At 43.7% G+C, this 12925-nt stretch carries 13 protein-coding genes; 5 read left to right on the plus strand and 8 right to left on the minus strand.

Annotated elements, in window-relative coordinates:
• Positions 1-145 precede the first annotated feature (145 nt).
• Complete coding sequence (pyrB, locus tag ACQP6D_RS07865; protein ID WP_427857863.1) at positions 146-1087, plus strand: aspartate carbamoyltransferase; 942 nt, start codon at positions 146-148, stop codon at positions 1085-1087.
• A 7-nt stretch (positions 1088-1094) separates the two neighbouring features.
• Positions 1095-1553 (plus strand): aspartate carbamoyltransferase regulatory subunit, encoded by a 459-nt coding sequence (gene pyrI / locus ACQP6D_RS07870; protein ID WP_427857895.1) that lies wholly within the window; start codon positions 1095-1097, stop codon positions 1551-1553.
• Between the two features lie 4 nt (positions 1554-1557).
• On the opposite strand, the gene fghA is transcribed toward pyrI, so the two are convergent.
• From fghA to ACQP6D_RS07895, 5 genes are all read right to left on the minus strand, one after another.
• Positions 1558-2391, minus strand: a complete 834-nt coding sequence (gene fghA / locus ACQP6D_RS07875; RefSeq protein ID WP_427857896.1) for an S-formylglutathione hydrolase — start codon at positions 2389-2391, stop codon at positions 1558-1560.
• 93 nt (positions 2392-2484) lie between these two features.
• A complete protein-coding gene (locus ACQP6D_RS07880) occupies positions 2485-3594 on the minus strand; it encodes an S-(hydroxymethyl)glutathione dehydrogenase/class III alcohol dehydrogenase (RefSeq protein ID WP_427857864.1) in 1110 nt (369 codons plus the stop codon).
• Between the two features lie 461 nt (positions 3595-4055).
• Complete coding sequence (locus ACQP6D_RS07885) at positions 4056-4892, minus strand: PHP domain-containing protein (RefSeq protein WP_367439765.1); 837 nt, start codon at positions 4890-4892, stop codon at positions 4056-4058.
• 9 nt (positions 4893-4901) lie between these two features.
• Entirely contained in the window at positions 4902-5063 is a 162-nt protein-coding gene (locus tag ACQP6D_RS07890; protein WP_100141167.1) for an oxidoreductase-like domain-containing protein, read from the minus strand.
• Positions 5060-5284 carry an RNA-binding S4 domain-containing protein gene (locus tag ACQP6D_RS07895; RefSeq protein WP_100141168.1) on the minus strand — a complete coding sequence of 75 codons (225 nt, stop codon included), beginning with the start codon at positions 5282-5284 and terminating at the stop codon, positions 5060-5062. Before ACQP6D_RS07895 ends, ACQP6D_RS07890 begins: the two co-directional genes overlap by 4 nt.
• Positions 5285-5415: 131 nt before the next feature.
• Here ACQP6D_RS07895 and argE point away from each other — a divergent pair, with 131 nt between their 5' ends.
• From argE to ACQP6D_RS07910, 3 genes are all read left to right on the plus strand, one after another.
• On the plus strand, positions 5416-6573 hold the full coding sequence (argE, locus tag ACQP6D_RS07900; RefSeq protein WP_267390820.1) for an acetylornithine deacetylase: 1158 nt from the start codon (positions 5416-5418) through the stop codon (positions 6571-6573).
• 177 nt (positions 6574-6750) lie between these two features.
• A complete protein-coding gene (locus tag ACQP6D_RS07905; RefSeq protein ID WP_427857865.1) occupies positions 6751-7149 on the plus strand; it encodes a cytochrome b562 in 399 nt (132 codons plus the stop codon).
• Positions 7150-7578: 429 nt separating this feature from the next.
• On the plus strand, positions 7579-7800 hold the full coding sequence (locus tag ACQP6D_RS07910) for a hypothetical protein (RefSeq protein WP_427857866.1): 222 nt from the start codon (positions 7579-7581) through the stop codon (positions 7798-7800).
• Positions 7801-8710: 910 nt separating this feature from the next.
• On the opposite strand, the gene ACQP6D_RS07915 is transcribed toward ACQP6D_RS07910, so the two are convergent.
• From ACQP6D_RS07915 to nrdD, 3 genes are all read right to left on the minus strand, one after another.
• Entirely contained in the window at positions 8711-9271 is a 561-nt protein-coding gene (locus ACQP6D_RS07915) for a hypoxanthine-guanine phosphoribosyltransferase (protein ID WP_427857897.1), read from the minus strand.
• A gap of 378 nt (positions 9272-9649) precedes the next feature.
• Positions 9650-10120, minus strand: a complete 471-nt coding sequence (gene nrdG, locus ACQP6D_RS07920; RefSeq protein WP_267390817.1) for an anaerobic ribonucleoside-triphosphate reductase-activating protein — start codon at positions 10118-10120, stop codon at positions 9650-9652.
• A 2-nt stretch (positions 10121-10122) separates the two neighbouring features.
• Positions 10123-12264 (minus strand): anaerobic ribonucleoside-triphosphate reductase, encoded by a 2142-nt coding sequence (gene nrdD / locus ACQP6D_RS07925; protein WP_427857867.1) that lies wholly within the window; start codon positions 12262-12264, stop codon positions 10123-10125.
• Positions 12265-12925: the final 661 nt, after the last annotated feature.

A 12925-nucleotide genomic window follows, 5' to 3' on the forward strand; every position in this document is an offset into this window, starting at 1 on the left:
GGAGTGACTGAAAAATGACAATATATGCAGCCAGCTTATTGTTGTGTCTGAAGCAGTTGTTACTTTTGAACAGTTAATGACCATATGTATACCCGTTTCCAAGCGGGTTTTTTTATGCCTGTTGTTAGATGCTGAAAGTTAAATTATGGCTAATCCGCTTTTTCGTCAACATTTTATTTCGATAAATGATTTATCCACAGAGCAACTGGAGTTCTTACTGACGCTTGCGTTGCAGTTAAAGCGGCAGCCGCAGACTGAGTTGTTGAAGGGAAGATTAATTGGTTCGTGTTTTTTTGAGCCTTCTACGCGAACCCGGTTATCGTTTGAGACGGCGATTCAACGGCTGGGAGGAAAAGTTATCGGTTTTGCTGATGGTGCCAATACCAGTGCCAAAAAGGGCGAAACTTTGGCTGATACTGCACGAATTATCAGTAATTATGCTGATGCAATCGTTATGCGCCATCCTAAAGACGGTGCAGCACGTGTTGTTAGTGAATTTTCTCATGTTCCAGTGATTAATGCTGGTGATGGTACAAATCAGCATCCGTCGCAAACTTTACTGGATTTAGTGACGATATACGAAACACAGGGGACCTTGCAGAATTTGAAGATTGCCATGGTTGGAGATTTGAAATATGGGCGCACAGTACACTCACTGGCTCAGGCTATGAGCCGCTGGGGCTGTGAGTTTATTTTTGTATCTCCTCCTACTCTGTCCATGCCAAATTATATCTGTGAACAACTGGAAGAGGACGGGGTTATCTGTCGCACATCAGATAATCTTGAGGAAGCGCTGGCTTGGGCTGATATTGTGTATATGACACGCATACAGCGGGAGCGGTTTGATGAGCAAGAATTTGCACGAATTAATGGTCATTTTAGTCTTTGTGCGGCTATGTTGAAGCAGGCAAAACCGAATATGCGAATTCTGCATCCTTTACCACGGGTAGATGAAATTCATGCGGATGTCGATGAGAGTATTCATGCTTATTATTTTCAGCAAGCGAATAATGGTATGTATGCGCGTCAGGCGATTTTGGCAGCAATTTTGAATGAAGAAACTGATGCGGACAGTGGACGAGGTTAAAGCAATGATGAATCAGACCAGATTAAGTATTGAGGCGATTAAAGACGGTACGGTAATTGATCACATTCCGGTAGGGCAGGGGCTGAATATTCTGCGCCAGTTCAAGTTGCTGCATTCCGGTAATGCGGTTACAGTGGGTTTTAATCTGAGTAGCCAGTCCAATGGCAGCAAAGATATCATTAAAATAGCTGGTCATTTTCTGGATGATGCAGCGGCTAACCGTCTGGCTTTGTTTGCACCTCGAGCAACTGTCAATGATATTGAAAATTTTAAAGTGGTGCGTAAACGCATGCTCACGCTGCCAGAAGCCATTACTGAGGTTTTTCGCTGTCCGAACAGCAATTGTGCCAGCCATGGTGAACCGGTACAAAGCCGTTTTACAGTGCGGTTGAGCCATGGCGAAACCCGTTTACGCTGTCATTATTGTGAGAAAACCTTTACGCGCGAATCTGTGATTGAAGCCTGATGACCTATAGACCGAAGGCTTCAGCATGAAAGCTGATATGACTTTCGATAAAGGTACTGACAAAATAATAGCTGTGATCGTAATGTTCACGTAGGTGATAACGGATATTAGCTCCTTTGCTTTTAGCTGCTACTATGAAATCCTGCGGATGTAATTGTTCAGGGTAAAATTCATCTACACTACCTTGATCAATCAGAATGGGTAAGGATGGTGGGTATAGCTGAATAAGCTCAGTGCTGTCGTAAGCTGCCCATTCAGCCTGATTATTGCCCAGATAAGTGCTAAATGCTTCTTTTCCCCATGCACTGTTCATGGGATGGGCAATGGGAGCAAATGCTGATGCAGCAAGATAGCGTTGTGGATTTTTCAGTGCAATCATTAATGCACCATGGCCGCCCATGCTATGCCCACACAGGCTGCGCTGACTAGTAACAGGAAAATGCTTTTCAATAAGTTCGGGTAGTTCTGTGACTACATAATCGTACATTTGATAATTTTGTGCCCAAGGTTGTTGAGTGGCATTGAGGTAGAAACCGGCACCCTGTCCCAGACTGTAACTATCGGCGTTGGCAACTTCTGCTCCGCGTGGGCTAGTATCGGGCATTACCAGAACGATGCCCCACTCAGCAGCAAAACGCTGGGCGCCACTTTTAATGGAAAAATTTTCATCAGTGCAGGTAAGGCCAGCAAGACAATAGATTACGGGCAGCGCGTACCCTTGTAATGCACGTGATGGCAAATATATAGAAAAAGTCATGTTGCAGTGGTTGAAGTGGCTGTAATGTTGGTAGCGCCGTTGTTCGCCATTAAAAAGTTTATGTTTGTTCAGCAGTGTGATTTCAGTCATGGTAGCTTATCCGTTCTGCTCGTTGGATGAATATGATTTACCGCAGTATTATGATTAAAATTGAAACCATAGCAAGGTGTGGATTCAATAGTAAATCACGGTGCGGATAGATTCTCCGCTGTGCATTAGCTCAAAAGCATGATTGATGTCAGCTAGTGGCAAGGTATGGGTAATGAAAGGAGATAGCTCAATTTTGCCTTGCATGGCTTCTTCCACCATACGCGGAAGTTGTGATCGTCCTTTCACGCCGCCAAATGCAGAACCTTTCCAAATACGTCCGGTAACCAGCTGAAAAGGGCGTGTGGCGATTTCTAGGCCGGCACCAGCTACACCGATGATAATACTTTGCCCCCAGCCACGATGAGCACATTCTAGTGCTGCTCGCATTACGTCCACATTGCCGATGCATTCAAAGCTATGGTCCACACCCCATTCGGTGAGACGGATAATAACCTGCTGGATGGGCTCTTCATAATCATCAGGATTGATGCATTCGGTAGCGCCGAAATGTCTGGCTAGCGTGAATTTGGCCGGATTGGTATCAATGGCGATAATCCGTCCAGCACCAGCCTGCCGTGCCCCTTGAACCACAGCCAACCCAATACCACCCAGCCCGAATACGGCCACACTATCGCCTGCTTGTACTTTAGCCGTGTTGTGTACCGCACCAATGCCGGTGGTGACGCCGCAGCCGAGCAGACACACTTCTTCCGGTCTGGCGGCTGGATTGATTTTAGCCAATGAAACTTCCGCTACAACGGTATATTCACTAAATGTTGAACAGCCCATGTAATGATAAATGGGTTGACCCTGATAGGTAAAACGTGTGGTGCCATCTGGCATCAGTCCTTTACCCTGAGTAGAGCGCACTGCGGTGCATAAATTGGTTTTGCCTGAGCGGCAAAATAAGCATTTACCACATTCAGCGGTATAGAGAGGAATCACATGGTCACCTGGTTTGACCGAAGTTACCCCTGCACCTACCTCTACCACAATACCAGCGCCTTCATGGCCTAGAATCGTCGGAAATACACCCTCTGGATCGGCACCCGACAAAGTAAAAGCATCGGTATGACAGACACCGGTATGGGTAATTCTGACGAGAACTTCTCCCGCTTTGGGCGGTGCAACATCTACTTCTACAATTTTTAATGCTTCACCCGGTGCGAAGGCCACGGCGGCACGAGATTTCATTCTTTATCCTCAGGGTTGATTATATTGAGAGTTTAGCTGAACCAGCCAAATGCTCTCAGTATAACAGCTATCTTATTTGTGATTGCTGCTATGGATTGTGAAATATAATCAGAAAAATGATGCCAGTATCCGTTAGAAATGTAGCTTTATTATTTTTGAGGTAATGCGTTGATGATAGTCAGGGTGCCCATCGGTATAATTTATTTGCTTTGTTGAATGATGCGCTGTTTTTATGCATACAAATATTTGAATTGTATTGACATCGAATAAAAAGCGGGAAGACGGTTTAACAATTTTGCATTATTGTTTGTGTGCCTCTGGGCGGGCAGCAAACGGAGGGTATTTCTGCTGCAATAACACAATGCTTGATAAACTTTGTTTGCACTAAGTAAACCGTCAATATGCATTTGGTGATCCATGCCTATAAGATTTTACTTGTCTGAATTAAATCACATATGCCGTTAATCTGTCAGATGATGCCAGACTGGTACGCAGATAGGTGGTAATTCTGGGCAGCAGCCTAGTAAGCCTCCGCCGAAATCACCATCTCGATGAAAATCGCTGCCACAGCTGGCCAAAAATCCGAATTGTTGTGCCATTAAGGCATAGTTTAGACGATCGTTGAGTCCAGAACGTCCACTGTGTACTTCTATAGCTACTCCACCACAAGCTTTGAATTCACTGAATAGATTACGTCGTGCCGTAGCCGAAAGTTCATAACGCATGGGGTGAGCTATCACTGCAATGCCTCCTGCATGGCGAATGGCAGCAACAACCTCGGTCAGTTCTGCCCATTGATGACGGACACTGCACGATTTACCATCGGCAAGATATTTGCGGAAAGCATCTGCTTTTTTATTTACATGGCCGCTATTAACCAGAAAATCAGCTATATGGGTGCGTGTTACCATGTCAATATTAGTGGCCTGTGCCAGTGTGCCTTCATAGGCACCCCTGATACCTTTTTTTTCCAGTTTATTGGCAATGGCCTGTAATCGTTGTAGCCGGCCGCTGCGTAGGCGCAGCAGCAAGGTTTGCAACAGCTCATCTTCAGGTACAATATTCAGGCCAACGATGTGTATAGTTCGCCCGCGCCAGCTTACGGAAATTTCTACGCCATTGATTAATTGGATGCCACATAATTCTGCCTGTTTACGAGCTGCCGCCAGCCCGCCGGTGTGGTCGTGGTCAGTCAGCGCCAGCATCGTGCAACCGTTGGAATGTGCACGTTGAACAACTTCTGCTGGAGTCAGCGCCCCATCGGAAATGGTTGAATGGCAATGTAAATCAATACTCATGAATAAATATTATTGGTCGCAAGAAGATGAGGTGAGTTGAGCCAGATGTGCCTCATAATTGGCTTTTTCACGATAATAAATCTGCCAGACGCAGGCCTCGCCACAATCGCTGTTGCAGCACTCCCAGTCTTCCGGTGGTACTGGTGGTGTTAATGATGATAGCGTATTCATACCTGAGTGTTAATCACGTAGATTTCAGTGTTATCCACGCCGATACAGTCTCCGACGATAATTTTGGCCGTTTTACGTGTCTCTGGCTGCTGATTACGTTGAACCAGGCCTTCAGCAATCATTTGTTTGGCTCGGCCTCCACTTTCTGCCAGTCCGGTCAGTTTGAGTAAATCACATAAAGCTACATATGGATGTCCTGCTAAATCAAAATGCTGTTTCATGTGTGGTGCCTTTCAGTAAATGTATATTGTAGCGATTATCAGCATCAAGCAGTGTATTGTTTGATGTCAATGCTAAGTTAAAAGCATAAAATAGGGGCTTATTAAGCCGGAAATTTTTTGGAGATTTATTTGTGGATACCCTTTCCTGGTTATGTCAGCTTATTTCATTTGATACCACCAGTCGTCAGAGTAATTTAGCCTTGATTAATTATGTAGCAGATTATTTGGAAAGCCGGAAATTGTCTCCTTGGCTGGCACAAAATGTTGCTGGTGATAAAGCTAATCTGTTTGTAACGATCCCTGCCACAGATGGTCGTATTTCCGGTGGATTGATATTTTCAGGCCATACTGATGTGGTACCGGTAGATGGACAGAACTGGCTGTCAGACCCGTTTGTGGCCGATGTGCGGGATGGCTGTGTTTATGGCAGAGGCAGCAGTGACATGAAAGGTTTTATTGCCAGTGTGCTTGCTGCGGTGCCTGCCATGCAGACAGCGAGACTGAAAGCACCCTTGCATATTGCTTTGTCTTTTGATGAGGAGGTGGGATGTTTGGGTGCACCGGTGATGCTGGCAGAACTGGAGAGAAGGGGGCTACAGCCTGAGTCGTGTATTGTTGGCGAACCTACATCGATGCAGATGGTGGTGGCACATAAAGGAATTCATACATTCTGCTGCGAGGTACAGGGTAAAAACGCACATTCTTCACTGACTCCGGATGGAGTAAACGCAATTGAGTATGCCGCTCGTTTAATTGTCTTTATTAATCAGCTGGCTCAGCAATTGCAGCAACGTGCTGATTTGGATCATGCATTTGATGTTCCGTTTGCTACTGTTTCTACTGGCCTAATTCGTGGTGGTACAGCTATTAATATTGTACCTGATTACTGTGCTTTTGAATTTGATTACCGTAATCTTCCACATATGACAGTCGACGAACTAATTGAGCCTATCCGGCAATATATTTCGACCCAACTTTTGCCGGCTATGCGCAAAGTGGCGCCGGAAGCTGCTATCAAACTAAACCATGTCGTGAATGTTCCTCCTTTAAATGATGCAAATAATCATTACCTGCATAAGCTGATTGCTGGTCTTGTGGATGTTGAACAACAGGCTAAAGTAGCTTACGCTACTGAGGGGGGGCAGTTTCAAAATAGTGGTATCAATACCGTAGTGTGTGGTCCTGGCAGTATTACGGTGGCACACAAGGCTAACGAATATATTGAATTAGAGCAGCTTAGTCGCTGTGATGTTTTTCTGCGCAAACTGATTCAGATACAAAGTATGTAAGCGCTATTAAAAGAGATATCTTAGGCCGATTCTGTATCAAGATGAGCACTTGTTAAAATAATTTGTCAGGAGATGTACGCTTTCCTGATTCACCACAGTGGATAAAGCTGCTCTGTTGTTCCGCGTATGTAGCTGCATATGCAATGCTACCAATGATTGTAATAATGGGAAAATCAAATGAAGACAAAAGATTTCGTGTCAGTAGGAATATTGTGTTTATCGCTGACCGTATCCAGTGTAACTGTACAGGCGAATGAAGTGAATATGTATATGGGGGCGATTACTATGAGCTATGCACGATTCAATGCTGCTCAGACCGTTGTAGATGCGCGGAAGGCTTTAGCTAATATGCGTACGGCGGCCGTGGCTGCACGGGCACAAAAACCATCCGCTCTGGCCAAGGCACCGACTAATAATCCGAAACTGAAAGTTTATCAGTCTGAAATAGATAGGTTGATTGCTGAAATTGATAAAACTGGTAAGTTGGTGAATGCCGGCAAACTGGCTGAAGCCAAAACCGAGGGCAGAAAAATTCTGCAGTTGCGAGATGAGGGGCATGCAGCCATGAAGCACTGAAATGACTGTGGATTATGCAGATGATATGTTAAAATTATAACGTTGTACCAAAATGCAAAAAGCCTGGTTCCGCCCCTTAAAAGCTAAAGAACCAGGAAACATAGACAAATAAACATTAATCGGTAGAAGATGCTCAGTATTTTATTGCTATACTGGCATCATCCGAAATTCGATAGGTAAGCTTTTTTCTGAAGCATTTTTTCAACCCCTTTTTACAATCAGATAAAATTGTAGTAATGAAAAAAATATACTTTATACAATAAATTTAGTGTTATTAAAATTTAACTACTTCATTATTGATTATAATACTCAATTTGCTACGTTGTCAGGTTTCATTAGGTAAATAATCGGTTTTCTGGGGTATTTTAGGCTGATGCTGAAAATTGCCGGTTCATCTTACCCAAAGGTGTTGTTTTTACGCCAATTGATATGACAAATCCCAATACTGCCTGTTTTCCGCCTATTGTAAATTTCGCTGGCGGAAACAGGCGTAACATATACGCCTCCAGATGGCGGTTTACTGCCAAAAAAATAGTCATTAACACTGCCTTTCCTGATTATTCTACCAACACCGCTTTGCGCTTCCAGACGCATGTGGCGGCAGAAGAATGGCAAGGCTGGAAGACCGTTAATCAGAACCGGCAGGCATGATGCCTCCCTGCCATTGTCTACCATGGAAAAGGTATGTCAATGACTTGGTATACAGATTTAAAAACCATTTATTGCAAAAATTCAATGGTTTATCTGTCTGATAAAACAGCCTTCCAGAGCTGGCCGTACTATTGAATACGGCTCGGCCATCATACTGTCGGATATTTATATTTGTCAAGAATGTGTTAAGTAAATATTATGATTTACTAATTAATGTAATTATAGATTGAGCAGACTGACTAATGTAAAAAAATAATATGAATAATATAAATATTTATATTATTTGATTATTATGTATTGCTGTTTGCATAATAGTGAATGTTATTATATAAATATGGCAGAAATATGCTAAAAATTTAAAATTAAAATTTTTATCTAAATCTGCATAAAAAAATTTACTTTATGAGCAATTTTATATTGGCTTTATAATCCATACTGGTTTTTTATTTTGATACTCCTTGTGTAAATGCTGATTGGATATATTTATTATTAATAATCAAAATGAATCTTCTATACGCTTAGATTTAAGCGATAGCTTGCAGAATTTTTTATTAGCCCAATTTTTTGCATGTAACTGATTTGCAGTTGATTGGCATGCTGCTACGGTAGAATTAATTTTAGCGCTTAGGATAAAGATTGCTGCTGATTTTATATTTTATATCTGGCCTGATTTTACATATTACAAGCAGCTTATCAGGCACAGACCTGAAAAGCTGATTGAATATAGTAGCTTGAATTTACGGGTATTAGTTGAGGGAAAGATTAGAAAGATGATTTTAAAATTTGAGTTGGTGGCTGTTAGCACTTAATATTTTATTACCATATTTTTAGCCAAAATATTCTATTTTCCAATTCTAATATCCAGACAGTGGCAAATCATAACGAAGAGTTTTTGTTTGCAGCAAAGTTACTAATCTTCTGCCAGTGCGTAAATTTCATCTAGATTACGCCATTTTCCTTCAGCATCCATGCCATAGCCAAAGACATAACGGTTGGGGACATCCAGTCCGACAAAATCAGCTGTAATCGGCTTGTCTTTATTAATCAGTTTATTGGCAAATACAGCGGTGGCGCAGCTGGCTGCACCCATTTCCTGTATCTGTTTTTTGACGGCTGCTAGTGTATGCCCTTCATCAAGAATATCATCCAGTACCAGTATATGGCGTCCAACTACGGCGTTTTGTGGTGCTCTCAGCCACTGATAGTTACCACCTTGCAGTTTATCGCCATAACGTGAAATATGAATATAGTCAAAATCCAATGGAAAACGCAGCAATGGCAATAATTTCCCAGTAAATACTACTGCGCCACCCATTACCGGTAATACCAGTGGATATTTGTCACTGAGTGCGGCTGTGATGTCCGCAGCCATCTGTTCCAGTTTCGCTTCACAGGTGTTGCGGTCAAACAGCAGCTCTGCTGTATCTAGCATGGCCTGTGTTTCAGCGCGTTTGGCGGTTAAATCAATTATGCTCATCGGTGGTGTCCGTGTCTGTGCGTAAAAACCGTTTGGGTTCTGTTGCTGGTCGGTTGTCGGTTATAGACACAGCATAGAAGCAGACGGTGTAGGCTAGGGTTTATTTGGGTAAATATGTGCTGTATCAATTGAGGGAAATAGCACTATGGTAGAGTTAAATTCGCGATTGTAAGCAAAATGAAGCGTAAATTATCCCAAAAATTTATTCAGCGAAGGCAAATTTTATGCCAATTTCCGCTACATTTGGCAGGGAGGAACTGGTATTGCAGGCTAAGTTGATGGTTTATTAATAGAATTTATTTGTAGTGTTTGTTTAAAAGCATCGTTGAGATGCGCTGAATAATGCGCATCTCAACGATGCTGAATTAAGAATCACGCTGGGCGCAGATAATGAATCTGCTGGTTGCTACTTCCACGCCAAATTAATGCTGGATCTCGCAGTTCCTTTATGAATTTACCATCAACCAAGGTGTTTATTTCTGCTACCACCTGTTGTTGCGCTACTGATAGTTCTGCCAGTGTGTAGCCGGTCCAAAGCCAGATGTCTTTATGCTCTGTTTCCTGCCGCACTCGCTTCACCAGATGCAAAATAGCGCTAAGGTTATGTGGATGCAGTGGGTCGCCACCGCTGAGTGACAGTCCTTGCCGGATAATACGTGTGTCGTTAAGATCGCTGATGATGCGGTCTTCCAACTGCTGGTCAAATGGCTTGCCGGAGTCGGTTCGCCATGTGGTTGCGTTATAGCAGCCGCGGCATTTATGTTCGCAGCCAGCAACAAATAAGGTGCAGCGCGTACCAGGACCGTTGACGACATCTACCGGATAGTACTGATGGTAATTCATGTTTACAGAGCACCACACTGCTGGCCGAGATGTTTGACTCGTCTTTTCACTTCTTCCTGTTTGCCGGTGTTAAACGGTCTGGCGTCGGGGCTACCGAGATAGCCGCAGACACGTCGGGTGACGGATACGCGTGCCGGATCATGGTTGCCGCATTTGGGGCAGACAAAGCCTTTGCTGGTACAGGAAAATTCACCACTAAAACCGCATTCATAACATTCGTCGATAGGCGTATTGGTGCCGTAATAAGGTACATGACGGTAGCTGTAATCCCATACGTCCTCTAATGCTTTGAGATTGTGTTGCAGATTAGGGTATTCGCCGTAACAAATAAAGCCACCACTGGCCATTTTCGGGTAGGGTGCTTCGAAATCGATTTTGTCGTATGGATTAACTTTTTTTTCTACATCTAGATGAAAGCTGTTGGTGTAGTAGCCTTTGTCGGTTACACCGTCAATTACGCCGAATTCAGCGGTATCAAGACGACAGAAGCGGTCACACAAGTTTTCGCTCGGAGTACTGTAAAGGCTGAAGCCATAGCCGGTCTCAGTTTTCCACTGGTCGGCAGTACGGCGCAGTTTCTCGACAATGGCTATGGCTTTCTGACGCAGGTGGTCACTGTCAAACACATGGATGTTGCTGCCGTACAGGGCATAGATGGTTTCATGCAGGCCGATATAGCCCAGAGAAATGGAGGCACGGCCATTTTTGAATATATGTGCTACGGGTTCATCGGCTTGCAAACGCACGCCGCAGGCTCCTTCCATATACAGAATTGGTGCCACTCGTGCTTTGACGTTTTCAAAACGGGCAATGCGGGTCATCAGGGCTTTGCGGCAAAGTTGCAGGCGCTCTTCCAGCAGTTGCCAGAACCGTGCTTCATCGTGTTTGGCTTCGATGGCAATACGTGGCAGGTTCAGGCTGATTACGCCCAGATTATTCCGTCCTTCATGAATTTCCTGACCGTTTTCTTCATAACGACTGAGGAAGCTGCGGCAGCCCATCGGCGTTTTGAAAGAACCAGTCACAGCTACAACCTGCTCGTAGTTGAGAATATCCGGATACATACGTTTGGAGGCGCATTCGAGAGCCAGTTGCTTGATGTCGTAGTTAATGTCTGACGCTTTGTGGTTCACGCCGTCTTTAATACTGAAAACCAGTTTTGGAAAGACAGCCGTTTTGCCATTTTTGCCCAGTCCAGCTAATCGATTGCGCAGAATAGCGGTTTGAATCAGCCGGCTTTCCCAGCTGATGCCCAGACCAAAGCCGAAAGTGACAAAAGGAGTCTGACCATTAGCAGTATGCAAGGTGTTGACTTCGTATTCCAGTGACTGAAAAGCGTCGTAGCATTCTTTTTCGGTGCGAGTACGGGCGTAGTCTTCAGCATTGGCAATCTGCCATTCCTGAGCTACGGCAAAGTGTTTGTCGTAGCTGGTACGGACAAAAGGTGCCAGCACTTCATCAATCCGGTTTATAGTGCTGCCGCCGTAAATGTGGCTAGCCACCTGCGCGATAATCTGTGCGGTAACAGCAGTAGCTGTGGCAATAGATTTAGGAGGTTCGATTTCAGCATTGCCCATTTTAAATCCATTGGTCAGCATGCCTTTTAGATCTATCAACATGCAGTTGAACATCGGAAAAAAAGGTGCGTAGTCTAAATCGTGATAATGAATTTCTCCCCGCTCATGTGCCAATACCACATCGCGCGGTAACAAGTGTTGCTGAGCATAATGTCTGGCGACAATGCCAGCCAGTAGGTCGCGCTGGGTGGGAATCACCTTGCTGTCTTTGTTCGCATTTTCGTTAAGCAGACTGAAATTGGTTTGTTCTACCAAACCCTGAATTTCGCGATTGAGATGTCCGCGAGATTCGCGCGCAACATCGCGCGAATGACGGTATTCAATATAGGCTCGTGCCAGTTCTTTATACTGACCGGCCATTAACTGGTCTTCTACTGCCTGCTGAATATCATGAATATCCACACATTCACGGTTAGCCATGAGGCTGCCCACTTGTGCAGCTACCTGCGCGCAATAGGCAATGTCGGTAATGTCCACGGCACGGGCGGCACGCTCTACGGCATCCTGAATTCGCGCCGCATCAAAGGGAACGCGGCAACCATCTCTCTTAATAACAATGGGTTTCATGTTGATAGTCCTTCTGCTGCTGCCGGTAGCATCAGGCAGCAGTTACTGCTTATCTTTCCGGTATAACAATTGGGCCTGTTGAAATGTATAAACTTTAAAATACTATATTTAGTATTAAATTTTATTTATAGACACTTTTTTTACTATATATGGGATTGGTATGTTCAATAAAGCATCATTTTTTACTGTTATTTGATATAGCGCATCAAATAAGGTTGACATTGATTTTTAATTTATAAAAATCATATATTTAGAAAAATGAAAGTGCTGTGTAAAAAATAGTCATTTCTTGCATAATGAAAGAGGCCTAGGATAAAGTACCTAGATATCGAGCAGAAAAAGTGATTCAAGTTGTTGTTGCAGCTATGGGATATTGGCGCACGAATCAGCCGGTCGGATGCGTGAGTGCTTTAAAAAAAGTAAAAGACTGCCAAGAAAGAATGAAATGATAGGGTAACAATCAGATAATGGTGATAGAACTATTCTGTTCAGTTAAGTTGCAGATAGGCATTAAACGAAGCCAAAAGCGTGCTGGCGGATGCAAGGTGAAATTACTGCGGATAATCAAATTAAAAAAACAACGATTAATGCGTAAAAGATATTGAGGAAATAAACACCGATCTCGTCAAGTTCATAAATATCGAACATTCGTATATGGATA

Origin of the sequence: Snodgrassella sp. CS2, assembly GCF_050310315.1 — a bacterium.
Classification (GTDB): domain Bacteria; phylum Pseudomonadota; class Gammaproteobacteria; order Burkholderiales; family Neisseriaceae; genus Snodgrassella; species Snodgrassella alvi_E.

Bases quoted from the DNA above. Each gene is read 5' to 3' on its own strand.
- pyrB (WP_427857863.1), top strand. From the start codon at position 146: ATGGCTAATCCGCTTTTTCGTCAACATTTTATTTCGATAAATGATTTA.
- pyrI (WP_427857895.1), top strand. From the start codon at position 1,095: ATGAATCAGACCAGATTAAGTATTGAGGCGATTAAAGACGGTACGGTA.
- ACQP6D_RS07880 (WP_427857864.1), bottom strand. From the start codon at position 3,594: ATGAAATCTCGTGCCGCCGTGGCCTTCGCACCGGGTGAAGCATTAAAA.
- ACQP6D_RS07885 (WP_367439765.1), bottom strand. From the start codon at position 4,892: ATGAGTATTGATTTACATTGCCATTCAACCATTTCCGATGGGGCGCTG.
- ACQP6D_RS07890 (WP_100141167.1), bottom strand. From the start codon at position 5,063: ATGAATACGCTATCATCATTAACACCACCAGTACCACCGGAAGACTGG.
- ACQP6D_RS07895 (WP_100141168.1), bottom strand. From the start codon at position 5,284: ATGAAACAGCATTTTGATTTAGCAGGACATCCATATGTAGCTTTATGT.
- ACQP6D_RS07905 (WP_427857865.1), top strand. From the start codon at position 6,751: ATGAAGACAAAAGATTTCGTGTCAGTAGGAATATTGTGTTTATCGCTG.
- ACQP6D_RS07910 (WP_427857866.1), top strand. From the start codon at position 7,579: ATGACAAATCCCAATACTGCCTGTTTTCCGCCTATTGTAAATTTCGCT.
- nrdG (WP_267390817.1), bottom strand. From the start codon at position 10,120: ATGAATTACCATCAGTACTATCCGGTAGATGTCGTCAACGGTCCTGGT.
- nrdD (WP_427857867.1), bottom strand. From the start codon at position 12,264: ATGAAACCCATTGTTATTAAGAGAGATGGTTGCCGCGTTCCCTTTGAT.